The organism is Cellulosimicrobium protaetiae (genome assembly GCF_009708005.2).
GTDB classification, from domain to species: domain Bacteria; phylum Actinomycetota; class Actinomycetes; order Actinomycetales; family Cellulomonadaceae; genus Cellulosimicrobium; species Cellulosimicrobium protaetiae.
The window spans coordinates 3,910,209-3,934,878 of the sequence record NZ_CP052757.1 but is presented as its reverse complement, the minus strand read 5'-3'; the positions used below and the strand labels follow the sequence as shown (position 1 = coordinate 3,934,878).

At 74.7% G+C, this 24,670-nt stretch carries 20 protein-coding genes and 3 tRNA genes; 16 read left to right on the top strand and 7 right to left on the bottom strand.

Going from position 1 to position 24,670, the window contains the following annotated elements; translation table 11 throughout:
- Positions 1-38 precede the first annotated feature (38 nt).
- From FIC82_RS17020 to FIC82_RS16995, 6 genes are all read left to right on the top strand, one after another.
- Positions 39-4,511 carry an FtsK/SpoIIIE domain-containing protein gene (locus FIC82_RS17020; RefSeq protein WP_168732032.1) on the top strand — a complete coding sequence of 1,491 codons (4,473 nt, stop codon included), beginning with the start codon at positions 39-41 and terminating at the stop codon, positions 4,509-4,511.
- 135 nt (positions 4,512-4,646) lie between these two features.
- Complete coding sequence (locus FIC82_RS17015; protein ID WP_253691241.1) at positions 4,647-4,919, top strand: WXG100 family type VII secretion target; 273 nt, start codon at positions 4,647-4,649, stop codon at positions 4,917-4,919.
- Positions 4,920-5,092: 173 nt separating this feature from the next.
- The gene (locus FIC82_RS17010; RefSeq protein WP_154799276.1) at positions 5,093-5,566 is read left to right on the top strand and encodes an LpqN/LpqT family lipoprotein; all 474 of its coding nucleotides are present in this window, start codon (positions 5,093-5,095) and stop codon (positions 5,564-5,566) included.
- A gap of 215 nt (positions 5,567-5,781) precedes the next feature.
- Complete coding sequence (locus FIC82_RS17005; RefSeq protein ID WP_253691240.1) at positions 5,782-7,194, top strand: FAD-dependent oxidoreductase; 1,413 nt, start codon at positions 5,782-5,784, stop codon at positions 7,192-7,194.
- Positions 7,195-7,444: 250 nt separating this feature from the next.
- The gene (gene htpX, locus FIC82_RS17000) at positions 7,445-8,329 is read left to right on the top strand and encodes a zinc metalloprotease HtpX (RefSeq protein ID WP_168732031.1); all 885 of its coding nucleotides are present in this window, start codon (positions 7,445-7,447) and stop codon (positions 8,327-8,329) included.
- A 260-nt stretch (positions 8,330-8,589) separates the two neighbouring features.
- Entirely contained in the window at positions 8,590-10,347 is a 1,758-nt protein-coding gene (locus FIC82_RS16995; protein ID WP_154799274.1) for an L-aspartate oxidase, read from the top strand.
- On the opposite strand, the gene FIC82_RS16990 is transcribed toward FIC82_RS16995, so the two are convergent.
- From FIC82_RS16990 to rarD, 3 genes are read right to left on the bottom strand one after another with little or no spacing between them, the layout of a single operon-like run.
- Positions 10,300-11,265, bottom strand: coding sequence for an HAD family hydrolase (locus FIC82_RS16990; RefSeq protein ID WP_154799273.1), 966 nt, complete (start codon positions 11,263-11,265; stop codon positions 10,300-10,302). The two genes, FIC82_RS16995 and FIC82_RS16990, sit on opposite strands and share 48 nt — an antisense overlap.
- An 8-nt stretch (positions 11,266-11,273) precedes the next feature.
- A complete protein-coding gene (locus tag FIC82_RS16985) occupies positions 11,274-11,768 on the bottom strand; it encodes a YajQ family cyclic di-GMP-binding protein (protein ID WP_154799272.1) in 495 nt (164 codons plus the stop codon).
- A gap of 57 nt (positions 11,769-11,825) precedes the next feature.
- The gene (gene rarD / locus FIC82_RS16980) at positions 11,826-12,851 is read right to left on the bottom strand and encodes an EamA family transporter RarD (RefSeq protein WP_154799271.1); all 1,026 of its coding nucleotides are present in this window, start codon (positions 12,849-12,851) and stop codon (positions 11,826-11,828) included.
- A gap of 130 nt (positions 12,852-12,981) precedes the next feature.
- Between rarD and FIC82_RS16975 the strand changes: the two genes are divergently transcribed.
- From FIC82_RS16975 to FIC82_RS16945, 7 genes are all read left to right on the top strand, one after another.
- Positions 12,982-13,063, top strand: a tRNA-Tyr gene (locus tag FIC82_RS16975).
- A gap of 207 nt (positions 13,064-13,270) precedes the next feature.
- Positions 13,271-13,343: transfer RNA gene (locus FIC82_RS16970), tRNA-Thr, on the top strand.
- A gap of 62 nt (positions 13,344-13,405) precedes the next feature.
- Positions 13,406-13,482 (top strand) — tRNA-Met (locus FIC82_RS16965).
- An 85-nt stretch (positions 13,483-13,567) separates the two neighbouring features.
- On the top strand, positions 13,568-13,738 hold the full coding sequence (gene rpmG, locus FIC82_RS16960) for a 50S ribosomal protein L33 (RefSeq protein WP_021482899.1): 171 nt from the start codon (positions 13,568-13,570) through the stop codon (positions 13,736-13,738).
- Between the two features lie 28 nt (positions 13,739-13,766).
- Positions 13,767-14,228, top strand: coding sequence for an FAS1-like dehydratase domain-containing protein (locus FIC82_RS16955; protein WP_154799269.1), 462 nt, complete (start codon positions 13,767-13,769; stop codon positions 14,226-14,228).
- Positions 14,225-14,671, top strand: a complete 447-nt coding sequence (locus FIC82_RS16950; protein WP_154799268.1) for a MaoC family dehydratase — start codon at positions 14,225-14,227, stop codon at positions 14,669-14,671. Before FIC82_RS16955 ends, FIC82_RS16950 begins: the two co-directional genes overlap by 4 nt.
- Positions 14,672-14,881: 210 nt before the next feature.
- Positions 14,882-16,417: a Tat pathway signal sequence domain protein gene (locus FIC82_RS16945; RefSeq protein ID WP_154799267.1), complete on the top strand. Its 1,536-nt coding sequence runs from the start codon at positions 14,882-14,884 to the stop codon at positions 16,415-16,417.
- A gap of 22 nt (positions 16,418-16,439) precedes the next feature.
- Here the strand turns inward: FIC82_RS16945 and FIC82_RS16940 are convergent, their stop codons facing one another.
- Positions 16,440-17,579 carry a LacI family DNA-binding transcriptional regulator gene (locus tag FIC82_RS16940; RefSeq protein WP_154799266.1) on the bottom strand — a complete coding sequence of 380 codons (1,140 nt, stop codon included), beginning with the start codon at positions 17,577-17,579 and terminating at the stop codon, positions 16,440-16,442.
- 72 nt (positions 17,580-17,651) lie between these two features.
- On the opposite strand from FIC82_RS16940, the gene FIC82_RS16935 reads away from it, so the two are divergent.
- The 3 genes from FIC82_RS16935 (at position 17,652) to FIC82_RS16925 (ending at position 21,935) form a co-directional block, all read left to right on the top strand.
- Entirely contained in the window at positions 17,652-19,307 is a 1,656-nt protein-coding gene (locus tag FIC82_RS16935) for an MFS transporter (protein ID WP_154799265.1), read from the top strand.
- Complete coding sequence (locus FIC82_RS16930) at positions 19,304-20,614, top strand: MFS transporter (RefSeq protein WP_154799264.1); 1,311 nt, start codon at positions 19,304-19,306, stop codon at positions 20,612-20,614. Before FIC82_RS16935 ends, FIC82_RS16930 begins: the two co-directional genes overlap by 4 nt.
- Positions 20,615-20,681: 67 nt before the next feature.
- Positions 20,682-21,935 (top strand): UDP-N-acetylmuramate dehydrogenase, encoded by a 1,254-nt coding sequence (locus tag FIC82_RS16925; RefSeq protein WP_418884362.1) that lies wholly within the window; start codon positions 20,682-20,684, stop codon positions 21,933-21,935.
- A gap of 80 nt (positions 21,936-22,015) precedes the next feature.
- Here the strand turns inward: FIC82_RS16925 and FIC82_RS16920 are convergent, their stop codons facing one another.
- The 3 genes from FIC82_RS16920 to FIC82_RS16910 form a co-directional block, all read right to left on the bottom strand.
- Positions 22,016-23,026 carry a L,D-transpeptidase family protein gene (locus FIC82_RS16920; RefSeq protein WP_253691239.1) on the bottom strand — a complete coding sequence of 337 codons (1,011 nt, stop codon included), beginning with the start codon at positions 23,024-23,026 and terminating at the stop codon, positions 22,016-22,018.
- Between the two features lie 207 nt (positions 23,027-23,233).
- Positions 23,234-23,635 carry a GntR family transcriptional regulator gene (locus FIC82_RS16915; RefSeq protein WP_168732030.1) on the bottom strand — a complete coding sequence of 134 codons (402 nt, stop codon included), beginning with the start codon at positions 23,633-23,635 and terminating at the stop codon, positions 23,234-23,236.
- Positions 23,622-24,599 carry a hypothetical protein gene (locus FIC82_RS16910; protein ID WP_154799263.1) on the bottom strand — a complete coding sequence of 326 codons (978 nt, stop codon included), beginning with the start codon at positions 24,597-24,599 and terminating at the stop codon, positions 23,622-23,624. The genes FIC82_RS16915 and FIC82_RS16910 overlap by 14 nt, the downstream gene beginning before the upstream one ends.
- Between the last annotated feature and the right edge of the window lie 71 nt (positions 24,600-24,670).

Below are 24,670 nucleotides of genomic sequence, written 5' to 3'. Positions count from 1 at the left end.
CTGCCCGTCCCCCTCCCCGGACCTGAACAGGAACCTTCGTGCGAATCAAGCTCACGCTGCACCGACCCGACGCGAGCACGACCAACGTCGCCGTCACGGCCGACGCGACGGCCACCGTGCGCGACGTCGCCGAGGCGCTGTTCGCGGGCGACCCGACGCGCTCCGGGACGGCCGTCCCCGACCGTCTGACGCTCCAGGTCGGCACGTCGCCGGCCGGGAGCGGGCAGGGGCGCGTGCTCTCCCCGACGAGCGACCTCGTCGAGGCGGGTCTCCGGTCGGGGTCGACCGTCTCGATCGTCCGCGTCTCGGAGCAGTTCGACGCCCCGGGCCAGGACCGCGGCGCGGCAGTCGCCGTGCTGCGCGTGCTCGAGGGCCCGGACGCGGGCCGGGAGTTCCCGCTGCCCGTGGGCACGAGCTACCTCGGCCGCGACCGCAACATGGACATCCGGCTGAGCGACCCGCAGATCTCCAAGCGGCACGCGCGCCTCACGGTCGGCGAGACGATCGAGATCACGGACACGAACTCGGCGAACGGTCTCGTCATGGGCGGCCAGCGCATGATGCGCTCGACGCTCACGTCCTCGGACACGGTGACGATCGGGAGCTCCGTCGTGTCCGTGGTGGCGCTGCACCGCACGACGAGCCTCGCGCCGACGAGCCCCGTGGTGGAGTTCAACAGGTCGCCGCGGGTCGTCGCGCGCTTCCCGGAGCGCAAGCTCAAGGCCCCCAAGCCGCCGCAGCCGCCGGAGCCGCAGCGCTTCCCGTACCTCGCGATGGTCGCGCCGCTGCTCATGGGCGTGATCCTCTACTCGGTCACGAAGAACGTCCTGTCGATCGTCTTCATCGGGCTCAGCCCGATCCTCATGCTCGGCAACTACCTCGACCAGAAGGTGCAGGCCAAGCGCAAGCTCAAGGCGCAGCGCGAGCAGTTCGAGGCAGCGGTCGCGGCGATGCGCGAGACGATCGACCGCACGCACGCGGTCGAGCGCGCGGTGCGCCTCTCGGAGGCGCCGTCGGTGGCCGACACGGTCGACGCCGTCCGGCGCCTCGGCGGGCTCATGTGGACGCACCGCCCCGAGCACGAGGCGTTCCTCTCGGTCCGGATCGGCCTCGGGTCGGTGCCGTCGCGCACCCAGCTCGAGCAACCGGGCGAGAACAACACCCAGCCGGAGTACTGGAACGAGCTGGAGAAGCTGCACGCGCAGTGCACGACGATCTCCGGCGTGCCGGTCGTGGCCCGGCTGCGCACCGACGGCGCGGTCGGGGTCGCCGGCGCGGGGGCCGCCGTCGACGCCGTCGCGCGGGGGATCCTCGTCCAGCTCGCGGGCCTGCACTCGCCGTCGGAGCTCGTGCTCGCGGCGGTGACGTCGCAGCGCTCGCGCGCCGACTGGGAGTGGCTCGAGTGGCTCCCGCACACGGGTTCGCCGCACAGCCCCCTGGGCGGCGACCACCTCGCCGACAACCCGGGCGCCGCGCAGGCGCTCCTGTCGCAGCTCGAGGACCTCGTCGAGCTGCGGGGGGCGGACCTCGACACGCACGCCGAGCTGCGCGGGCCGATCGACCCCGAGGAGGGCGAGGACACGCCCAAGCCGGTGCTGCCGACCGTCGTCGTGCTCGTGGAGGACGACGCCCCGGTGGACCGTTCGCGCCTCACGCGCCTCGTGGAGCGCGGCGCGGACGCCGGCGTGCACGTCGTGTGGGTCGCGCCCTCGGTCGAGCAGCTCCCGGCCGCGTGCCGCACGTTCGTCCTCGTGGACGCGGCCGACGCCGCGCCGGGCGGGACCGCGGGCGCGACGAGCGGGGAGGTCCGCGTGGGCCGCCTGACGTTCCCGGTCGCGTGCGAGACGGTGGACCTCGCGACGGCGCACGAGGTCGCGCGGATCCTCGCGCCCGTGGTCGACGTCGGCGCCCCGGTCGACGACGACTCCGACCTCCCCCGGTCGGTCTCCTACCTCACGCTCGCCGGGACGGCGCTCGCGGAGGACCCGGGCCGACTCATCGACGCGTGGCGCGAGAACGGCTCCCTCACCCCGCGCGACGGGTCCCCGCCCGTGCGCCGCAAGGCGCCGACGAACCTGCGCGGTCTCGTCGGGCACTCGGGCACCGAGCCTCTCTACCTCGACCTGCGCACCCAGGGGCCGCACGCGCTCGTCGGCGGGACGACGGGTGCCGGCAAGTCGGAGTTCCTCCAGTCGTGGGTGCTCGGCATGGCGGCCGCGCACAGCCCGGACCGCGTGACGTTCCTCTTCGTCGACTACAAGGGCGGCGCGGCGTTCGCCGACTGCGTCAACCTGCCGCACACCGTCGGCCTCGTCACGGACCTCTCGCCGCACCTCGTCCGTCGCGCCCTGACGTCGCTGCGCGCCGAGCTGCGCTACCGCGAGCACCTGCTCAACCGGAAGAAGGCCAAGGACCTGGCCTCGCTGGAGCGCACCGGGGACCCGGACGCCCCGCCGAGCCTGCTCATCGTCGTCGACGAGTTCGCGGCCCTGGTCAACGAGGTCCCCGAGTTCGTCGACGGCGTCGTGGACGTCGCCCAGCGCGGCCGGTCGCTCGGCCTGCACCTCATCCTCGCGACCCAGCGGCCCGCGGGCGTCATCAAGGACAACCTGCGCGCCAACACGAACCTGCGCGTCGCGCTGCGCATGGCGGACGAGGACGACTCGACCGACATCCTCGGCATCCCGATGGCCGCGCACTTCGACCCGTCGATCCCGGGCCGCGGTGCGGTCAAGACCGGGCCGGGCCGGATCACCCCGTTCCAGACCGGCTACGCGGGCGGCTGGACGACGGCGGAGCCCGAGCGGTCGCGCATCGACATCCAGGAGATGGCGTTCGGCTCCGACATCCGCTGGGAGCTGCCCGAGCCCGAGGTCGCGGAGGTCACCGACCCCGGCCCCAACGACATCGCGCGCGTCGTCGCGACGATCTCGCGGGCCGCGACGGAGGCCGCGGTCCCGGTGCCGCGCAAGCCGTGGCTGGCCGAGCTCGCCCCGACGTACGACCTCGCGCGTCTGCCCAACCCGCGCACGGACACGATGCTGCTCCTCGGCGTCGAGGACGACCCGACGTCGCAGGCGCAGCCCACGGTCTTCTACGAGCCCGACCGCGACGGCAACATGGCGATCTACGGCACGGGAGGCTCGGGCAAGAGCGCGACCCTGCGCACGATCGCGGTGTCCGCGGCGATCACCGCGCGCGGCGGCCCCGTCCAGGTCTACGCGATCGACGCCGGGGCGAGCGGTCTGCGCATGCTCGAGGACCTGCCGCACGTCGGCGCCGTCATCTCGGGCGACGACGAGGAGCGGGTGCAGCGCATCCTGCGCACGCTCCGCGACCTCGTCGACGAGCGGTCCGCCCGGTACGCCGCGGTCCGCGCGGGCAGCCTCGACGAGTACCGCCGCCTCGCGAACGCGCCCGACGAGCCCCGCATCCTGCTGCTCGTCGACGGGATCGGCGCGTTCCGCGAGTCCTACGAGTTCCGCCCGGCGCACGCGTTCCCGGTCTGGGGCGCGTTCACCGCGATCGCGACGGACGGCCGCCAGGTCGGCGTCCACGTCGTCGTCGCGGGCGACCGCGCGGCGTCGGTCCCGACGTCGCTGGGCTCGACGATCCAGAAGCGGCTCGTCCTGCGCCTCGCGAGCGAGGACGACTACCTGACGCTCGGCGTGCCGAAAGACGTCCTGTCGCTCACGTCCCCGCCGGGCCGCGGCGTGCTCGACAAGAACGAGGTCCAGATCGCGGTCCTGGGCGGCGACCCGAACGTCGCGCTCCAGGCCCGCGAGCTCGGCAAGCTGCGCGACGCGATGACGCGCCTCGGCATCCCGCAGGCGCCCGGCGTCGACCGGCTCCCCGACGGCTTCGCGCTCGACACGCTGCCCGAGGTCACGGGCGGGCGGCCGACGATCGGCCTGGACGACCTCGACATCGCCCCCGTGGCGCTGCCGGCGCGCGGGACGTTCATGCTCTCGGGCCCGCCCGGGGGCGGTCGCACGACGGCGCTCGTCACGATCGCCCAGGCGGTGCGGCGGGCGCGCGCGGGTCGGGTCGTGTACCTGTCGCCGCGGCGCACGAGCATCTCGGCGCTCGACGCCTGGGACACCGCGGCGACGTCGCCGGAGGAGGTCGTGACGCTCCTCGAGTCGCTCACGCAGGCGCTCGACGGCGGGTCGCTGCGTCCGGGCGCGCTCACGGTGCTCGTCGAGTCGGTCACGGAGTTCACGGGGACGCCCGCCGAGCAGCCGCTGGTGGCGTTCGTGCGGGCCGCGACGCGCGCGGAGCAGCTCGTCGTGGGCGAGGCCGAGTCGTCGACCTGGGGCCAGGCGTGGGCGCTCGCGCAGCCGTTCAAGGCCGGCCGCTCGGGTCTGCTCCTCACCCCGGGCGACCTCGACGGCGACACGCTGCTCGGGACCGGTCTCGGCCGGATCCGGCGGGCGGACTTCCCGCCCGGACGAGGCTTCCTCGTGGTCTCGGGGAGGGCACGCAAGCTGCACGTCGCGCTCCCGCGGTAGCGACGTGACGCCCGCGGGGACGTCATGGGGACACCTCCCCATCGACGGGCCTCGCGGGCCGATGGTTGAGTAGGGCCATCGACAACGGGACGACGTCCACGCAGGGTGGGGGTCGAGACACAGAAGGAGAACACCATGGCTGGTGGCATGTGGGGCGCGAACGTCGAGGAGCTGCGTGGGCTCGGTCAGACGCTGCAGCAGAAGGCGGACGAGATCCGCACGACCATGCAGAACCTGAACTCGCAGATCCAGGGCGTGCCGTGGGAGGGCCCCGACGCCCAGCAGTTCAAGGGCAGCGACTGGCCGGCCGCGCAGACGCAGCTCAACAACGTCGCGCAGACGCTGACGGACGCGGGCCAGAAGGCCACGCAGAACGCGCAGCAGCAGGAGCAGGCCTCGAACGGCTGATCCGCTGAGCTCCACCGAGGGCGCGGGACCCGGGACGGGTCCCGCGCCCTCGGTGTGTCCGGGTCCGGGCCGCGGCACGGCCGGGCGGTCTCGGGCCTGCCGGTCTGCGAGACTGCTGGCGCGCCCCGTGCTGCCGGAGCGCCCCCCCGAGAGCGACCGAGAGGACCTGACGGATGACCGAGCTGCGCTACCCGAGCGACGACTTCCCCGCGCCGGTGGGGGTGCGGGTGGAGGCGCCGGACCGCTGGGTCCCGCTGCCGCACGTCGCCCTGCCGCTCGCGCTCGGGCGCGAGGTCGAGGAGGGGGAGTTCAACCCGAACGTCATCGTCGTCGTCTCGCGCATCCGCGCCGAGCAGACGCTGGACGACGCGCACGCGGAGGTGCTGCGCAAGCTCAAGCCGCTGCCGCGGATGCGCCGGCTCGACGAGGGAGACGTCGACGTGGACGGGCTACCGGGCCGCTGGGTCGAGGCGTCGTTCAAGGGCGGGGGCGGTGCCGTCCTGGTCCAGTCGGTGCGGACGGTCGTCGTCCCGCGCGGGCCGGTGGCGGACCTCGTCCAGACGACCGGGACGTGCACCCTCCTCCAGCACCCGTGGGCCGCGGCGGAGATCCGCGCGGTCCAGGAGAGCCTGCGGCTCGACCGCTGACGCGGCGTTACATTCGCCCGGATCACAAGACGGGGTATCCACCAGGCGAGACCGGTGAGACCCTGGTCATGGAGGAGAGGGTCCGAGTGAGGCAACCCTCACCCCAGTCGTACAATCGAGAGGTCTCCTGCGACCGGTACCCACCGGTCGACGCGGAACGGCCCGTCGGCCGCGCGGGAGAGACCCCCGTCCTCGACCGGAAGGCGCCCTGTCCTGTGAGCAGCATCCGTCCACTGCGCGTCGCGATCGTCGGCGCTGGTCCCGCCGGGATCTACGCCGCGGACATCCTGTCCAAGACCGACCTCGACGTGAGCATCGACCTGTTCGAGCGCCTGCCCGCGCCGTTCGGCCTCGTGCGCTACGGCGTCGCGCCGGACCACCCGCGCATCAAGCAGATCATCGTCGCGCTCCACAAGGTGCTGAGCCGCGGCGACATCCGCCTCCTCGCGAACGTGGACTACGGCGTCGACCTCAAGCTGGACGACCTGCGCCAGTACTACGACGCGGTGATCTTCTCGACCGGCTCGATCCGGGACGCGGCGCTGCCGATCGAGGGCATCGACCTGCCGGGCTCGTACGGCGCCGCGGACTTCGTGTCCTGGTACGACGGCCACCCCGACGTCCCGCGCACGTGGCCGCTCGAGGCGCAGCAGGTCGCGGTCCTCGGCGCGGGCAACGTCGCGCTCGACGTGGCTCGCGTGCTCGCGAAGCACGCGGACGACCTGCTGCCGACCGAGGTCCCGCAGAACGTCTACGAGGGCCTCAAGGCCTCGCCCGTCACGGACGTGCACGTCTTCGCCCGCCGTGGCCCGGCGCAGGCCAAGTTCTCGCCCCTCGAGCTGCGCGAGCTGGGTCACGTGCCGGACGTGGACGTCATCGTGTACCCCGAGGACTTCGAGTTCGACGAGGGCTCCATGGCGGCCATCAACTCCTCGAACCAGACGAAGCAGGTCGTCAAGACCCTCACGGACTGGACGCTCAAGGACCCGGGCGAGAACACGGCGTCGCGCCGCCTCCACCTGCACTTCCTGCACGCCCCGGCCGCGGTCCTCGGCGACGGCAAGGTCGAGGCGCTGCGCACCGAGCGCACGCGGCTCAACGGCGACGGCACGGTCTCCGGCACGGGCGAGTTCCAGGAGTGGCCCGTCCAGGCCGTCTACCGCGCGGTGGGCTACTTCGGCTCGCCGCTGCCGGAGATCCCGTTCGACGAGCTCAAGGGCGTCATCCCGAACCGCGAGGGTCGCGTCATCGACATCGACGGCGAGCACATCCCCGGCGTGTACGCGACCGGCTGGATCAAGCGCGGCCCGGTCGGGCTCATCGGCCACACCAAGTCGGACGCATCCGAGACGATCCGCCACCTCGTGGAGGACGTGACGGGCGCGGGCGACGGCGGCGACGTCGCGGCCGCCGACCTCACGGCCGGCCGCGTCGCCCCGCTCGGCGACCCCGAGGCTGTCGTGGAGTTCCTCCGCGAGCGCGGCGTCGACCACGTCGAGTGGTCCGGCTGGGAGCTGCTCGACGCGTACGAGCGCTCGCTCGGCGAGCCGCACGGTCGTGAGCGCGTCAAGGTCGTTCCGCGCGAGGACATGATCCGCGTCGCGCGCGGCGAGTCGCAGGTCGGCTGACCTCGCGGGCCGTCGCGCCCGCCCGAGCACGCACGAGCACCGAACGACGACGGCGCCCCTCCTCCGGGTGGGGCGCCGTCGTCGTCCGCGGGCGCGCCTGCGGGTCGTCGTGGCGCCCGCCCGACGGCGGGGCGCGCGCGGGAACGGGACGGTCGCCTCGGGCGTTCACGAGGTGGGCGTCGGCGGGGCCGACGCTCGTCGGGCGCCCGCCGCACCACGCGGACGTCCGTGGCGCGGAAGGGAGCACAGCGTGGGGCGACAGCACTTCAACGGTCTCAAGACGGCCGGCCTGTTCGGCGTCATGTGGGCCATCGTCCTCGGGCTCTGGGCGCTGTTCGGCGCCCGCGCGAACCTGCTGTGGCTGTTCGTGGGCCTCGGGCTCGTGACGACGGCCTACGGGTACTGGAACTCCGACAAGATCGCGATCCGCGCGATGCACGCGCGTCCCGTGAGCGAGCTCGAGCAGCCCGCCATGTACCGGATCGTGCGCGAGCTCTCGACCGAGGCGCGCCAGCCGATGCCCCGCCTCTACGTCTCGCCCACGCAGGCGCCCAACGCGTTCGCGACGGGCCGCAACCCCAAGAACGCGGCCGTGTGCTGCACGGAGGGCATCCTGCGCCTCCTCGACGAGCGCGAGCTGCGCGGCGTCCTCGGGCACGAGCTCATGCACGTGTACAACCGCGACATCCTCACGTCGTCGGTCGCGGGAGCCCTGGCGGGCGTGATCACGTCGCTCGCGCAGTTCCTGCTGATCTTCGGCGGCGACCGTGACCGCGGCGGCAACCCGCTCGCCGCGATCGCCATGGTGATCCTCGCGCCGGTCGCGGCGATGCTGATCCAGCTCGCGATCTCCCGCACCCGGGAGTACGACGCCGACGAGGACGGCGCGAAGCTCACGGGCGACCCGCTCGCCCTCGCGTCCGCGCTGCGCAAGCTCGACGCGGGGACCCAGCGGGCCCCGCTCCCGCAGAACCGCGACCTCGTGGACGTTTCGCACCTCATGATCGCCAACCCGTTCCGGGGGGCGGGGGTCGCCAAGATGTTCGCGACGCACCCGCCCATGGCGGACCGCATCGAGCGCCTCGAGTCGATGGCCGGCCACGGGCCGGGGTACGGCGGCATCACGTACCACTGAGCCGCCGTCCGACCCACCCGTGCGACCCACCCGTGCGGCCCGTCGGTGTGACCCAGCGGTGTGACCCGCCAGCGTGACCCGCCAGCGTGACCCAGGGGCGTGACCGAGGAGCGTGACGTACCGGCCGCGTGAGCCACCTCACGACCCGGTCCGGAGACGGTCCCGCCGTCCTAGCGTGAGAGGTGGGTCCGACCCGCTCGGACCCGTCTCCGCGGTCGGAGCACCGCGGGGACCCGCGGTGCTCCGACGGAGGTCTCCCCATGCAGTCGAGTCATCGACGTCTCGCGACGAACGTCCTGGTCATCGGAACGGGGGGCGCGGGGCTGCGCGCCTCGATCGAGCTCGCGGAGCGGGGCGTGGACGTCCTCGCGGTCGGCAAGCGCCGCCGCCACGACGCCCACACGAGCCTCGCCGCGGGCGGCATCAACGCGGCGCTCGCGACGATGGACCCGCAGGACTCGTGGCAGCAGCACGCGGCCGACACGATCACGGAGTCGTACCTCCTGGCCGACCCGGAGGTCGTGCAGGTCGTCACGCAGAACGCGGCGCGCGGCATCGAGGACCTCGCGCGGTGGGGCATGCCGTTCGCGCGCGAGGCGGACGGGCGCATCAGCCAGCGCTTCTTCGGCGCGCACACGTACCGCCGCACCGCCTTCGCGGGGGACTACACGGGCCTCGAGATCCAGCGCACGCTCGTGCGACGCGCGAGCGAGCTGCACGTGCCGGTGCTCGACACGGTCTACGTGACGCGGCTGCTCACGGCGGGCGGGCGCGTGTTCGGCGCGTACGGGTTCGACGTCACCGACGGCACGCGCGTGACGATCCACGCCGACGCGGTGATCCTCGCCGCGGGCGGGCACACCCGGATCTGGCGCCGGACGTCGTCCCGCCGGGACGAGAACACGGGCGACTCGTGGCGCCTCGCCGTCGACGCGGGCGCGAGCCTGCGCGACGCGGAGCTCGTCCAGTTCCACCCCTCGGGCATCCTCGAGCCCGACGACGCGGCGGGGACCCTGGTCTCCGAGGCGGCGCGCGGCGAGGGCGGCGTCCTGCGCAACGCGCTCGGCGAGCGCTTCATGGAGCGCTACGACCCGGAGCGGCTCGAGCTCTCGACGCGCGACCGCGTCGCGCTCGCGAACTTCACCGAGATCGCCGAGGGCCGGGGGACCGCGAAGGGCGGCGTGTACCTGGACGTCTCCCACCTGCCGCGCGAGCAGGTGCTGGAGCGGCTCCCGCGCGTCTACCGCATGATGCTCGACCTCCAGATGCTCGACATCACGACGACGCCGATGGAGGTCGCCCCGACCGCCCACTACTCGATGGGCGGGGTGCGGGTCGCCGCGGCCGACCACGCGACTGACGTCGAGGGCCTCTACGTCATCGGCGAGGCCGCCAGCGGGCTGCACGGGGCCAACCGTCTCGGTGGCAACTCGCTCATCGAGCTGCTCGTGTACGGGCGCCTGACGGGCGCGGCCGCCGCGGACTTCGCCGTCGGGTCGGACGCGCCCCGGCGCGACCGTGACGCCGTCGCCGAGGCCGCGCACGAGGTGGACCTCGCGCTCGGGCTGGGCACCGCCGTCGGCTCGGAACCGGCGGCGCAGGAGAACGCCCGGCGCCTGCAGCGCGCCGTGCGCGACGTGATGACCGAGCACGCGGGCGTGGTCCGGTCCGCCGAGGGCCTCACGGAGGGTCTGCGGCGCCTGGGGGAGGTCGAGGAGCGGGCGCGGGCCGTCGTCGCGCACCCGGACATCGCCGGGTACGACGACCTCGCGCACGTGTTCGACCTCAAGGGCTCGCTGCTCGCCGCGCGTGCGACGCTCGACTCGGCGCTCGCGCGCCGCGAGACGCGCGGGTGCCACAACCGCTCCGACTTCCCGGAGACCGACCCGGCGCTGCAGGCGAACCTCGTGTGGTCGCCCGGCACCGGGGTCACGACCGAGGAGATCCCGCCCGTGCCCGCCGAGATCGCGTCACTCGTGCGCCACGACGACTCCGTGGTGGGCAAGCTCGTCGAGTAGGGCGCGCGCGACGCCGTCGTCGTCGTTCGCCGCGGTGACGTCCGTCGCCGCGGCGAGCACGTCGGGGTGGGCGTTGGCGACGGCGAACGAGCGGCCCGCCCAGCGCAGCATCGGCACGTCGTTGGGCATGTCGCCGAACGCCCAGACGTCGCGCGGCCCCACGCCGAGTCGCGCGCACCAGCGCGCGAGCGCGGCGTCCTTGGTCACCGCGGGCGCCAGCAGCTCGGCGAGGCCCGCCGCGCCGGAGTACGCGAGGTGAGCCCGGTCGCCGACGGTCTCGCGGACGCGGGCGAAGAACGTCTCCTGCGCCCTCGTCTGCCCGTCCGCGACGACGACGGGCTGCGTCGCGGGAGCGTCCTCGACCGGCACCCCGGGGTCGCGCGCGAGGATCTTGCCGACGGGCTGCCGGGGGTCGGTCCCGGGGGCGGCGCCGGGCGCGGCGAGGGTCGACTCGACCACGGCGACGACGTCCGCGTCGTCGTCCGGCGTCGAGCGGAAGCCTGGGTCGAACGTCGGCCCGTCGACTCTCTCGAACGCGAGCGCGACGCCCGGCACCGCGGCGCGCAGGTCGGCGACCAGCGAGGCCGCCTCGTCCGCGGTGAAGCCGCACACGTCGAGCGGGCTCGCGGTGGCGAGGTCCCACACCGCCGCGCCGCCGAGGCAGATGACGTGCCCGTGCCCGCCCACGACGTCCGCGAGCTGGTCGAGCCAGCGCGGCGGCCGCGCGGTGACGAACACCACCTCGATGCCGGCACGCTCTGCCGCGCGCAGGGCGGAGCGGGTGCGTTCCGAGACGGTCCCGTCGGAGCGCAGGAGCGTGCCGTCGAGGTCGGTCGCGACGACGCGCGGGAGCCCGCTCGACGGCGCGGCTGGACGACCCGGCGCGACCGGGCGCGGGCCGCCGTCGGGCAGGGTCATGGCGAGGGCTACCGGTAGTTCGTGAACTGCAGCGCGACGTCGAGGTCGGCGCCCTTGAGCAGCGCGATGACGGTCTGGAGGTCGTCGCGGGACTTGCTCGTCACGCGGACCTCGTCGCCCGTGATCTGCGTCTTGACGGCCTTGGGCGCCTCGTCACGGATGATCTTGGTGATCTTCTTCGCGTTCTCGCTCGACAGGCCCTCCTTGAGGGTGGCCGCGAGGCGGTACTCCTTGCCCGACGCCTTGGGCTCCTTGTCACCCGTGTCGAGCGACTTCAGGGAGATGCCGCGCTTGACGAGCTTGGTCTCGAGGACGTCGAGGATGGCGAGCACGCGCTCGGCCGAGTTCGCGACCATGAGGATGCTCTCGCCGCTCCAGCCGATCGAGGCGCCGACGTTGCGGAAGTCGTAGCGCTGCGAGACCTCCTTGGCGGCCTGGTTCAGCGCGTTGTCGACCTCCTGGCGGTCGACCTTGCTGACGATGTCGAACGAGGAGTCGGCCATGGGTGGGTCCTCTCGGGGCCGGGAACGGGTGCCGGGTCTTACCGTAGTCGAGCAGGGTCAGGCACGGGTCGCCAGGCGCGTCGCACGGGCCGCCTGCAGGCCGTCGACCGAGAGCACGACGAGCGCGAGCCACACGAGCCCGAAGCCCGCCCAGCGGGTCGGTGACATGGGCTCGTGGAAGACGAGGAGTCCGAAGAGGAACTGGAGCGCGGGGCCCAGGTACTGCAGGAGGCCGACGACGCTCAGCGGGAGCCGGCGCGCGGCGGCGCTGAACAGGAGCAGCGGCAGGGCCGTCACAATCCCGGCGGACGCGAGCAGGAGCGCGTGGCCGACGCCCTCGGCGCCGAACGTGCCCACCCCCGTGGCGGAGAGCCACACCAGGTACCCGAGGGCCAGCGGCGTGAGCACGGCGGTCTCCACGGCGAGGCCGGGGAGGGCCTCGACGGTGCGTCCCACGCGGTTCTTCACGAGGCCGTAGAGGCCGAACGACGCTGCGAGCACGAGCGCGATCCACGGCAGCCCGCCCGCGCCCGTGCTGATGACGACGACGGCGGCGACGCCGATGCCGACGGCCACCCACTGCGCGGGGCGCAGCCGCTCGCGCAGCACCGCGACGGCGAGCAGGACCGTGACGAGCGGGTTGATGAAGTACCCCAGCGCGGCGTCGAGCACGTGCCCGCTGAGGACCCCGTACACGTAGACGGTCCAGTTGGTGACGATGAGGACGGCCGCGACGGCGAGGACGCCGAGCGTGCGGGGGGTGCGCAGCGCGGTGACGAACCCGCCGAGCTGGCGCGTCGCGGCGAGGAGCACGAGGCAGAAGAGCAGGCTCCAGACGACGCGGTGCGCGATGATCTCGAGCGGCTCGGCGGGTTCGAGGAGCGGGAAGTACAGGGGCATCGCGCCCCAGAGGAAGAACGCTCCGGCGCCGAGCAGGAGCCCCCAGCGGTCGGTCGGGGCGGGTGCGCCGCGCGGGCTGCCCGACGGCGCGGCCGGGGCGGGCGAGGACGGTGCGCCGGTGGGCGCGGGGCCGGGGTTCCCGGTGCCGGGGAGGTGGTCCGGCGCGGGGGAGGGGTGGGTCACCGCACCACTGTACGGACGGTCGCCGGGACCCGGATTTCGCACCTGGTCCGGCGGGGCTGTATCGTTGGCTCGCCCGCACGGCAGGGGCTGCACCACGTGCAGTCCGTCCCGGCGAGCGACAACTCCACACGGCAGGTTGCCCGAGCGGCCAAAGGGATCTGACTGTAAATCAGACGGCTCAGCCTTCGGGGGTTCGAATCCCTCACCTGCCACCGGAGCGACGGGGCGTCACCTGCGGGTGGCGCCCCGTCGTCGTCTGCTCGGGTCCGTCGTCACCACGCCTCTCCGCGTCGCGCGCAACCCCCGACGTCGTCGGACGGGTGCGCGACGCCGGCGCGGAGCGGTGATGGAAGGCCCAGGAACGGCGGAACGGCGCCGATTTCGTTCGGCGCCGTGTTCCGTGTAAAGTTTTCCGCGCTGCCCCGATAGCTCAGTCGGCAGAGCGTCTCCATGGTAAGGAGAAGGTCAAGGGTTCGATTCCCTTTCGGGGCTCTGTGGTGACGCGGGGTCGTCTTGCTGGAATACTGGCGAGACGGCCTCGCGTTCAGTCACGCGGCGGGGTAGCTCAGATGGTTAGAGCGCACGACTCATAATCGTGAGGTCGCGGGTTCGATCCCCGCCTCCGCTACCACTTTCGACAACTCGCACGGCGGCCGGCGTCGTGCGACCTGCACAGCACATGCGCCCTCCGGAGGCGCGAGAGGTGGCTCACAACCGTGGCAAGCAAGAGCGCTGACGTTCGCCCCAAGATCACGCTGGCCTGCGTGGACTGCAAGGAGCGCAACTACATCACGAAGAAGAACCGTCGCAACGACCCGGACCGCCTGGAGCTCGCGAAGTTCTGCCCGCGCTGCGGCAAGCACACCGCGCACCGCGAGACCCGCTGAGCCTCCGGCTCCGCGCCCGCGCCCCGCAGTGAGCGTCAACCTGGCCTACGTCGGCCGCGAGTACCCCGCCAACGCGCCGTACTCGGTGGGACGCGAGAAGCTGCGGGAGTTCTCCGGCGCCGTCGGCGCCACCCACCCCGTGCACCACGACCTCGTGGCGGCGCGGGGTGCGGGCTATCCGGACCTCGTCGCACCTCCGACCTTCGCGGTCGTCGTCGCCCAGCGGGCGGAGGGGCAGCTCATCGAGGACCCGGAGGCGGGCATCGACTTCTCGCGCGTCGTCCACGCGGACGAGCGCTTCACGCACCACCGGCCGATCGTCGCGGGCGACGAGCTCGTGACCGTGCTGCACGTGGACTCGATCGTCGAGCGGGCCGGCCTCGCGATGGTCACCACGCGCTGCGAGATCGCCGCGGCCCTGCCCGACGGCGGCACCGAGCCGGTCTCGACCGTCACCTCCACCCTCGCCGTCCGCGGGGAGGGCGCATGAGCACCGACGCGACCCCGACGCCCACGCGCCCGGCTCTCACCGATCTGACCGTCGGCGACGTGATCGGTACGCGCACGGTCGAGGTCGACCGCGCCCGCCTCGTGCGATACGCCGGCGCGAGCGGCGACTTCAACCCCATCCACTGGAACGACGCCTTCGCGGCCGAGGTCGGCCTGCCGGGCGTCATCGCGCACGGCATGTTCACCATGGGCGCCGCCGTGGCGCTGGTCGAGGACTGGGCCGGCGACCCGGGCGCCGTCGTCGACTACCAGACGCGCTTCACGCGCCCCGTGCCGGTGCCGAACCCCGGCGTCGCGACGCTCGAGGTCACCGGGACCGTCGGTACGATCGACGCCGACGCCGGCACCGTCCGCGTCGACCTCACGGTCACCTTCGAGGGCGCGCGCGTGCTCGGCAAGACGCAGGCGGTCGTCCGCCTCTGAACCGCGGTCGCCCTGGGTGACCACGCACTTCTGACGTCACGAGGGCGCCGCACCCCCGGGTGCGGCGCCCTCGTCGTCCCGGTCGAGACGTGCGGCACGCACGCGCGGCGGGAGATTCGGCACGGTTCAGCTCGGCATGCCCCCTTCCGTCGTGGGAACGCTCCCACTAGCGTGCGTCGTGCCGCACTGACGACGTCGAAGGAGACGCTCATGACCCAGCACGCCGGCCCACCCGCACCCCATGCACCCGGCCGTCGCGAGAACGCCCCCGCGCTCGCTCGCGGCGTCGACCGGCGCACGGTCCTCGCGCTCGGCGGGGCGCTCGCGCTCGCCGGGCTCACGGCGAGCCCGGCGGCAGCACGACCGGGCGCGACCTTGCCCGCGGTGAGGGGCGCCGTCGGGCAGACGGCCGGCGGCCCTGCGCGGGGCCGCGCGGCGTCGGTCCAGCGCGCCCACGGCTTCCTCGCCGCGGCGACCGACGCCTACCCCGACGTCAACCCCGGCCCGCGCCTCGCCCAGTCGTACGCCGACCAGCTCGGCCTGTTCTCGACGGCGTTCGTCTACGACAACGCCCTCGCGGTGCTCGCGACGCTCACCGCGGGCCGGCGCCACCTCGATCGCGCGCGGGCGCTCGGCGACGGGCTCGTGTTCGCCCTCGAGAACGACCCCGACCACGACGACGGCCGGCTGCGCCAGGCGTACAACGTCGGGCCGTACACCTTCTACGACGGCACGCCGCAGGAGCACGGTCTCGTCCTGCCCGACGGCACGGCGAACGTCGGGTGGCAGTTCGGCTTCCTCGGGACGGCGGTGGGAGACATGGCCTGGCCGGGCATCGCCCTGCTGCACCTCCACGCGGTGACGCGCGAGCGGCGCTACCTGGCCGCCGCGCGGCGGATCGGCGAGTGGATCGTCGCGAACACGTGGTCGCAGGCGCCCCTCGGCGGGTTCTCGTTCGGGGTGGACGGCGCGAACGCCCCGATACCCAACGGCTCGACCGAGCACAACGTCGACTGCGTCGCGTTCTTCCGCCAGCTCGGGTCCGCGACGCGCGACCGACGCTGGAGCCGTGCCGCCGAGCACGCGCGCGCGTTCGTCGACCGCATGTGGGAGCCCGACGGCGGCTACCTGTACACCGGCACGAACGACGGCACCGAGATCAACCGGGACCCGCTCCCGCTGGACCCGCAGACGTGGGGGTGGCTCGCGCTGCGCGAGCGGCGCTACGCCCGCGCGCTCGACTGGGCGGACGACGCGCTGGCCGCGCGCGACGTCGCAGGTGAGGGGCTGTCGCAGCTCCCCGCGGGCACGGTCGTCGAGGGCGTGACGTTCTCGAGCGCGAGCCTCACGTCGACCGCGTCGTACAACGGGCTGCCGGTGCACCAGCAGGGGGTGTGGCTCGAGGGGACGGCGCAGCTCGCGTCGGCGCTCGCGGACCGCGGGGCACGAGGGCGCGGGAACCGCGACGACCGGCGGCGCGGGCGCCGGGGCTGCGAGCGGGACGACGACCGGGTCCGCGCCGAGGGCCTGCTGCGCGAGGTGCAGGGCGCGCAAGAAGGGGTCGGCGCAGGTCAGACGATCGGTGGCGCCGTGCTGCCGGAGCGGTCGGGCGTCGTCGCGGCGTCGAGCCTGATCGACTCGGGCTTCGGGTTCGGGTACTTCCAGGTGCAGCACGTCGGCGCGACGTCGTGGTACCTCATGGCCGCGGCGGGGGCGAACCCGTTGCAGCCCGGCCGGCTGGGCTGACCCGGGTCCTGGGTGTCCGGGGTCAGGTGGTGGGGGCGGGGCCGGTCGTCGTCCCCACCACCAGCTCCACGTCGAGCTCGACCGTCGTCGGCGCCTCGCCCGCGAGCTGGCGGATCACGGCGAGGCCCAGCTCGGAGCCCTTGCGGGCGAGCGGCTGGTGGACGCTCGTGAGGACGTCGGGAGCGAGCCACGGGAGGTCGAGCCCGTCGAACCCGGCGACCGAGACGTCGTCGGGCACGCGCAGGCCGAGCTCGCGCGCGGCGAGCAGCGCGCCCGCGGCGAGCAGGTCGGAGTGGGCGATCACGGCGGTCGGGCGCGTCGCGGGGTCGGCGGCCTCGGTCGTCCCGTCCGCGGCGGTGCTGCCCAGCAGGGCGAGCGTGGCGGAGCGGCCGTGCTCGACGAGCGACGCCTCGGTCTCCCAGCTCGCGACGGGCTCGACGACGTCGCGCACGCCCGCGAGCCGGTTGGCCGTCGGCGTGCGGTCCACCTGGGCGAGCCGCTGCGCGTCGATCGGGCCGCTGCGGTCGGAGTTGTCGAGGGGGAGCGAGACCTCCGCGACGCGCGTGTGGCCGAGGTCGACGAGGTGCCGCACGACGTCGGCCGTCCCGGCGCGGTCGCGGATCGCGACGAGCGGGGTGCCCTCGACGGCGCGCCCCTCCCCGATGACGACCGGCACGCCGCGGCGCTGGAGGGCGGCGAGCGTCGCGTCGTCCGAACCCACGCCCCAGACGAGCACGGCGACGTCCATCGCGGCGCTCTCGACGAGGGGGTCGACGGCGCGGGCCGGGTCGTCGGACGGGATGCCGGGGATGAGGAGCACCCCGAGCCCGTTCTCGCCGAGGGTCGAGACGAGGCCGTCGAGCACCTGGACGGCGACGGGGTCCCGGAACGCGCGGCGGAGCTGGTCGCCGACGACGACGCCGACGACGCCAGACCGGCCGGACCGGAGCTGGCGGCCGAGCGGGTTGGGGCCGGTGTACCCGAGCTCCTTCGCGGCGTCGAGCACGCGCGCCCGCGTCTCCGGGGTGATCGGCCCCGCGCCGGAGAAGGCGAGCGACGCGGTCGAGACGGAGACGCCCGCGAGCTCGGCGACCTTCGCGAGCGTGGGGCGGTGGGCCGGCTGTCCCGCCGCGGGCTCCCGGTTCCCGGGGGTGTCGCTCATCACGCTCCCTGCCTCCCGCGCGCGCGGGATTCTCGATTGACGCGCGGCCAGCGTACCCGCACACTGGTGACCATGCCTCGAATCGATTCGAAGCGCACCCTCGTCCGTCGGATCGAATCGATTCGAGGAGGTGCTGCGCCGTCACCGACCGACCTCCTGTCCGACCCCCGCGCCCTGACCCGGGCCCGCTGGGTCCTGCTGGGCGTCTTCGCGCTCAACGGCGTGATGATGTCGAGCTGGCTCGCGCGCATCCCCTCGGTGCGCGACGCCCTCGGGCTCACCCCCGCCGACCTCGGCGTCGTGCTCCTCGCCGGGGCCGTCGGCGCGCTCGCGACGGTCACCGCCGCGGGGCCCTTCGTCACGCGCTTCGGCGGTCGGGTCGCGTTCGGCGTGTCCGCGGTGCTGTTCGGGGTGGCGTTCCTGCTGCTCGGCCTCGGCCCCGCCACCGGATCCGTGGCCCTGCTCGCGGCGGGCATCTTCGTCAACGGCATGGCGTTCTCCCTCGGCAACGTCCCGATGAACGTCGAGAGCGCGGGCATCGAACGGCGCGTCGGGCGCACGATCCTGCCCCAGTTCCACGCCGCGTTCTCCATCGGCGCCGTCGTCGGCTCGCTCGTCGGAGCCGCGTGCGCCCACGCGCAGGTCCCGGTCCTCGTCCAGTTCGTCGCGACCGGCACGATCGCGACCGTCTGGCGACTCGCCGCGATCCCCGCCACGGTCCACGACACCCTTCCCGCCCGGACCCCTGCGCCGGGTGCCGTCTCGCCGGCCCCGGTCGAGGCGCTCGGCGACGCGGTCGTCGACGTCGAGACGGCCGGGCTCCGTGCCCGGCTCGCGCGCCGCGGAGCCCGGCTCGGGGCTGCGCTCTCGGCGTGGCGCGAGCCGCGCACGCTGCTCATCGGCCTCGTCATCCTGTCCGCCGCGCTGTCCGAGGGTTCTGCCAACGACTGGCTCTCGCTCGCCGTCGTCGACGGGTTCGCGCAGACCGAGGCCGTCGGCGCGGTCGTGTTCGGCACGTTCGTCGCGGCCATGACCGTCATGCGCCTCGCGGGCACCCGCCTCATCGACCGCTTCGGGCGCGTCACCGTGCTCCGCGCCTCGGGCGTCGCCTCGATCGCCGGGCTGCTGCTCTTCGGGTTCGCGCCCACGCTCCCGCTCGCCGGGGTCGGGGTCGTGCTCTGGGGCTTCGGCGCGGCGCTCGCGGTGCCCGTCGGCATCGCCGCCGCGTCCGACGAGCCGCTGCGCGCCGCGAGCCGCGTGTCCGTCGTCTCGGCGTTCGCGTCGATGGCGTCGCTCGCCGCCCCGCCGCTGCTCGGTCTCGCCGCCGAGGCGATGGGCGCGCGCCACGCGCTCGTGCTCATCGTGGTCGCGATGGTCGTCAGCGTCCTCCTCGCGCGCCAGGTCGCGCCCCTGCGCACCCCGGCCGCGCCCGGGGCACGGGCGCCCCGCCCGGCGTCGGGTCCGGCCGACGAGGGCGCGCCCGGGGTGCAGGATGGACCGGTGGGCGCCCCGACCGCCGTCGACCACCCGGCCGACGCCCCGTCCGACGACCCGAGCGAGGCCTCGGACGGAGCGGGCCCGGACGGTCGTGACGACGCACGTCGCGCGCGCGGCCCGCTCCGGCGGCGGACCTCGGCCCGCACCTCGGCGGCCGTCGGCACCCACCGCGGCGCCGCACGCCGTGCCCGTACCCGCCCGTCGCACCGTCGCGAGGAGACCTCCGCATGACCCCCGCCCGCACCGACCAGCGCGTCGTCGCCCTCGCCACCTGGTCGGTCTTCGCCGTCTTCTTCCTCAACGGGTTCAACTTCGCGACCTGGGCGTCCCGCCTGCCCGCGGTCCGCGACTCGCTCGGCTTCACCGAGGCGCAGATGGGCCTCCTGCTGCTCTTCATGGCCGTCGGGTCGCTGCTCGCGCTCCCGCTCTCCGGCATGGTCGTCCAGCGGCTCGGCGCGTCGAGGGCCGTCACGCTGTTCGCGGTCGCGAACGTCGTCGGGCTCGTCACCGCCGTCACCGGGGTGGCGACGGGGGAGGACGTCGTCGTGCGCGTCGGCCTCTTCCTCGCCGGGATCGGCACCGGCGTGTGGGACGCCGCGATGAACCTCGAGGGGGCCGCGGTCGAGCAACGGCTCGGCAAGGCGATCATGCCGCGCTTCCACGCCGGCTTCTCCTTCGGCACGATGGCCGGCGCGGGCGTCGGCGCCCTCATGGCCGCGCTGCACGTCCCGGTCCAGGCGCACCTCACGGCCGCCGTGGTCCTGAGCCTCCTCGGCGTCCTGTGGTGCGTCCGGTTCTTCCTCCCCGCCGGTCAGGTGGACCACGTCGCCGTCGACGCGTCCCAGGACGCCGCGGGCGCGGACCCCGCCGCCGCGGCCGGCAGCGGGGCTCCGCTCACGGCGTCGCAGAACGCGCGCGGCGCCCTGAGCGCGTGGACGGAGCCGCGGACGCTGCTCATCGGGCTCGTCGTGCTCGCCGCCGCGCTCACCGAGGGCGCCGCGAACGACTGGGTCGGCCTCGCCGTCGTCGACGGGTTCGAGACGTCCGACGCGATGGGCGCCGTCGGTCTCGCCGTGTTCCTCACGGCCATGACCGGGATGCGCCTGCTCGGCACGGGGCTGCTGGACCGGTACGGGCGCGTCGTGGTTCTGCGGGCATCAGGGGCGCTCGCGCTCGTGGGGCTGCTGCTGTTCACGCTCTCGCCGAACATCTGGCTCGCGCTGGTCGGCGTCGTCGCGTGGGGCATGGGTGCCGCGCTCGGCTTCCCCGTCGGGATGAGCGCGGCCTCCGACGACCCGGCGCGCGCGGCCGCGCGCGTGAGCGTCGTCGCGACGATCGGGTACTCCGCGTTCTTCATGGGCCCGCCGCTCATCGGGTTCCTCGCCGAGCACGTCGGCTACCGCGCCGCGCTCCTCGTGATCGCGGCCCCGGTGGTCGTCGGGCTGCTCGTGGTCGGTGTGACGCGCCCCCTGCCGACCGCCGCCGGCTCGGCCGGCCAGCAGGCGGCCCAGCGCCCCCAGGAGACGCCCGACCACTGACCCCGGGTCGGCGGCGAACTACGCTGGGGCGGTGACCTGCGAACCCACCGCCCCCGTCGAGCGCGACCTGCCCGAGATCGTCCGGACCGCGCCGGGGCTGCGCCCCGAGGCCGTCGGCACGCCGTCCCTCGCCGAGCTGACGACGCTGCGCGTGGGCGGCGCGGCGGACCGGTACGTCGAGGCGCACAGCGAGGCCGAGCTGATCGACACGGTGCGCGCCGCGGACGACGCCGGGGAACCGCTCCTCGTGATCGGCGGCGGGTCGAACCTGCTCGTCGGCGACGAGGGGTTCGGCGGCGTCGTCGTGCGCGACCTGCGGCGCGGGATCACGGTGGACGCGGAGGACTCGTGCGGTGGCGCGAGCTTCCACGCCCCGGCGGGTCAGGACTGGGACGAGCTCGTCGCGCGGGCCGTCGCCGAGGAGTGGGTGGGCGTCGAGGCGCTCTCGGGCATCCCAGGCACGGTCGGCGCCGCCCCCGTCCAGAACATCGGCGCGTACGGCCAGGAGGTCGCGGGCGTGGTCTCGACCGTGCGCGTCTGGGACCGCCTGCGGTCCCGCGTGCGCACGCTCGCGCTGGGCGAGCTCGCGTTCGGCTACCGCACGTCGCTGCTCAAGCGCACCATGCACGCGACGGCGGCGGTTCAAGCCGGGGACGACGACGAGGGGGGCGGACCGTGGTACCCGTCGCCGCGGTACGTGGTGCTCGACGTGGGCTTCCAGGCGCGTCTCGGGTCGCTCTCCGCGCCGGTGGGCTACCCGGAGCTCGCGCGCACGCTCGGCGTCCAGGTCGGCGACCGCGCCCCGAGCGCCGACGTGCGCGACGCGGTCCTCACGCTCCGCGCGCGCAAGGGCATGCTGCTCGACGGCGTGGGCCCGGACGGTGAGCCCGGCTCGCCCGACGCCACGCCGGGGGAGGGCGCCCCCGACCACGACCGCTGGAGCGCCGGGTCGTTCTTCACCAACCCCGTCGTCCCGGCGGACCAGGCCGACCTCCTCCCGGCGGAGGCGCCGCGCTACCCGGTGCGCTCGGCGACGCCGGCCCGCACGACCGGCCCGAGCCTGGGCGAGATCGACCCGACCCTCGTCAAGACGTCGGCGGCGTGGCTGATCGAGCACGCGGGGTTCACCAAGGGCTTCGGGGTGCACGGTCCGTCGAGCCTCGCGCGGCTGTCGACGCGGCACACGCTCGCGCTCACGAACCGTGGTGGCGCGAGCGCGGGCGACCTGGTCGAGCTGGCGCGCGCGGTGCGCGACGGTGTCGTCGACGCGTTCGGCGTCGAGCTCGTCCCCGAGCCCGTCCTCGTCGGCGTCTCCCTCTGACGCTCCCCCGCTGAGTGCGTGAAATAGTCGCGTCCGGGCCCCGTCGGCGCGACTATTTCACGCACTCAGCGCGTGGTGGGTCAGTAGACGAGGACCGTGGTGCCTGGGTCGGCGTGCCAGGAGTCCCAGAGCCAGTTCATCGCGGAGTTCGCGACGCGCACGCAGCCGTGCGAGGCGGGCCACGGCGGGATCGAGCCCGACCCGTGCACCGCGATGCCTCCGGTGAAGAACTTGGGGCGCCACATGTCGCCGAGCTCGAGGCTGGACGAGTGGTTGCCGTCCACCTGCCGGCCGACCTGGAACGTGCCGCGCGGCGTGCTCGCGCGGTAGATCCGGCCCTTCGCCTCGTACGACTCCCCGTTGCCCGACGACGCGTTGACCACCGTGACGACCCGGCCGTCCTCGACGGCGAGGAGGAGCTGGCGGTCGAGGTCGATCTCGATGACCTTGCCCGACCCGCTGCGCGGCTGCGGCGTGACCCCCTGGTCGAGCGCGGCCTGCGTCGCGGGGCCGACGACGCCGTCGCGCGAGAGGCCGGCGGCCTTCTGGAACGCCCACACGGCCTGCTGCGTGCCGCCGCCGAAGTCGCCGTCCGGCGCGCCGATGAAGTAGCCGAGGTCGGCGAGGCGCTGCTGGAGCGCGACGACACGCTCCCCGGTCGCGCCGCGGGCGAGCTCCGCGGGCTCGACGGGAGCGGGCGGCGGCTCGGGGGTCGGCTCCGGTGCGGGTGGCGGCGTGCTCGGCTCGGGGGCCGGGGTCTCGGCGGGGGTCGGCTCGGCCGCCGGTGGCTCGGCCGGCTCGGGCGTGGTCGTCGTCGGGCTCGGGCTCGCGGGCTCCGTGGTCGCGGGACCGTCGGCGGTGGCGGACGGCGTCCGGCCAGGCTCGAGGTCGGGCAGCCCGGCCTGGCAGCCCGCCAGCACGAGCGCGGCGACGAGCGCGGTCACGACGGCGCGCGACGCCGCCCGTGCACCGTGCCGTGCCGGACCACGGCTCTGCGACCGCGCCGCCGGCGCGTCGTGCGACGCGATCCCTGTGCGCGTCCCCGCAGTCGCGCGCGCCCGCGCGCCCGCCCGGTTGGCTCCGTCCTCCACCTGATCCCCCTTTGCGCCTCCGCGGCGTCCACCGCGGAGAATCATCATGCGCCGCGTCCCGGTCCCGGAAGGCTCGTGTCGGCGCCCGGTGGCGGATCGTGACCCTGTCGTGACGTGACCCGTCGTCCGTGAGAACGCTCGGCGGCCTCGGACCGTTGGGTGGCCCGCGCCGGTCGGGGAGCGGGGCCCGGCATGGCAGGGTCGGCCTCAGCGCGCGGTCGGTGCGGCGCCGGGGGGATCGTGGAGGAGCGCCCCGCGCACGACGTCGAGGATCGCGTCGTCGGACAGCCCCGCCTCCCGGCCCGCGCGGACGAGCTCGTGCGCGGCGTGGCGCGCCGCGACGTCGCCGGGGGAGACCCCGTCGGCGACGACCGTCCCGGCGCGGCGCCGCGTCGTGACGACCCCGGCCGCCTCGAGCTCGCGGTACGCGCGGGCCACGGTCCCGGGCGCGAGCCCGAGGTCCGTGGCGAGGGCGCGGATGGTCGGGAGCCGGTCGCCGACGACCAGCCGACCGGCCGCGACGTGCGCGACGACCTGCGACCGGATCTGCTCGTACGGCGCGAGCCCCGACCGCAGGTCGATCTCGACGCGCAGCTCAGCGGGCGGCACGGCCCGCCCCTGCCGTCGGCACGCCCGTCCGCCCGTCCGCCCGTTCGTCGGCCCGGTCGTCCGGTTCCGGGGCGGGCTGCACGACGACCGCGACGGCTGCCAGCGCCAGGCCCACCGCGGCGACCACGAGGACGACGGCACCCGGGTAGCCCGCCCGGGCCGCGGCGTTCGCGCCGACGCCGACCGTCCCGGCGGCGGTGAGGCCGAGCGCGAGCTGGGCGCCGCGCAGCACGCGGTGCGCGGACGCGCGCCGCAGGGCGACGTCCCACGTCTCGTCGACCTGGGCGACGGCGGGGCGGCGCGCGACGAGCCGCAGCACGCCCTCGGCGCCCGCGACGAGCAGCACGGCCGCGAGCGCGAGCCAGACGCCGTAGAACTCGCCGGGGTAGGGGCTCGCCGTCGAGGTGGTGTCCCCGAGGACGCGCGTCACCGACCTGCCGTCGTCGCCGGCGGTCAGCGCGCCGACGCCGGCGAGCAGCACGACGAGCGCACCGAGCGACCAGGTGAGGCGCCGCAGGCCCCGGGGCGCGACGTCGTCGACGGTCCTGGGCCGGAGCGTGGCCGCGCGGACGGCGGTCCGTTGCCGGGGCCAGGTGCGTTCCCCCACGGCGTGCGCGCCGAGGAACGTCAGCCCGACGACCGCGGGGGAGAGGCCGACGAGCACGCCCTCCGCGAGGCCCCCGACGGCGGTCGTGACGGCCTGCGCGACGACGGCGCCGGCGAGGACCGCGGCCGTCGCCGCCGCGACGCTCACGGTCGTCGCGTGGCGCCGGGCGGCGCGGCGCACCGGGTCGTCCCCGGCGAGCCCGTGGAGCGAGGGGGTGCGGGTCGCTGCCCGCACGGCGAGCACGACGGCGGCGCCCAGCGCCACGAGCACGGCGAGGACCGCGCCGGTCCACACGAGGTCGTAGGCCGCAGGGAGGAAGAGGTCGACGCCCTGCGGTTCCTCCGACGTTTGTATCAACACATCGATACATTGGCATGCGGTCCTCGCCCCCGTCAAGACCCCCGCTCCCCGGACCGTCCGACCGGATG

Excerpts from the sequence above, each read along its gene's own strand:
- FIC82_RS17015 (WP_253691241.1), top strand. The coding sequence starts at position 4,647 with ATGGCTGGTGGCATGTGGGGCGCGAACGTCGAGGAGCTGCGTGGGCTC.
- FIC82_RS17010 (WP_154799276.1), top strand. The coding sequence starts at position 5,093 with ATGACCGAGCTGCGCTACCCGAGCGACGACTTCCCCGCGCCGGTGGGG.
- FIC82_RS16995 (WP_154799274.1), top strand. The coding sequence starts at position 8,590 with ATGCAGTCGAGTCATCGACGTCTCGCGACGAACGTCCTGGTCATCGGA.
- FIC82_RS16990 (WP_154799273.1), bottom strand. The coding sequence starts at position 11,265 with ATGACCCTGCCCGACGGCGGCCCGCGCCCGGTCGCGCCGGGTCGTCCA.
- FIC82_RS16985 (WP_154799272.1), bottom strand. The coding sequence starts at position 11,768 with ATGGCCGACTCCTCGTTCGACATCGTCAGCAAGGTCGACCGCCAGGAG.
- FIC82_RS16950 (WP_154799268.1), top strand. The coding sequence starts at position 14,225 with ATGAGCACCGACGCGACCCCGACGCCCACGCGCCCGGCTCTCACCGAT.
- FIC82_RS16945 (WP_154799267.1), top strand. The coding sequence starts at position 14,882 with ATGACCCAGCACGCCGGCCCACCCGCACCCCATGCACCCGGCCGTCGC.
- FIC82_RS16940 (WP_154799266.1), bottom strand. The coding sequence starts at position 17,579 with ATGAGCGACACCCCCGGGAACCGGGAGCCCGCGGCGGGACAGCCGGCC.
- FIC82_RS16935 (WP_154799265.1), top strand. The coding sequence starts at position 17,652 with ATGCCTCGAATCGATTCGAAGCGCACCCTCGTCCGTCGGATCGAATCG.
- FIC82_RS16930 (WP_154799264.1), top strand. The coding sequence starts at position 19,304 with ATGACCCCCGCCCGCACCGACCAGCGCGTCGTCGCCCTCGCCACCTGG.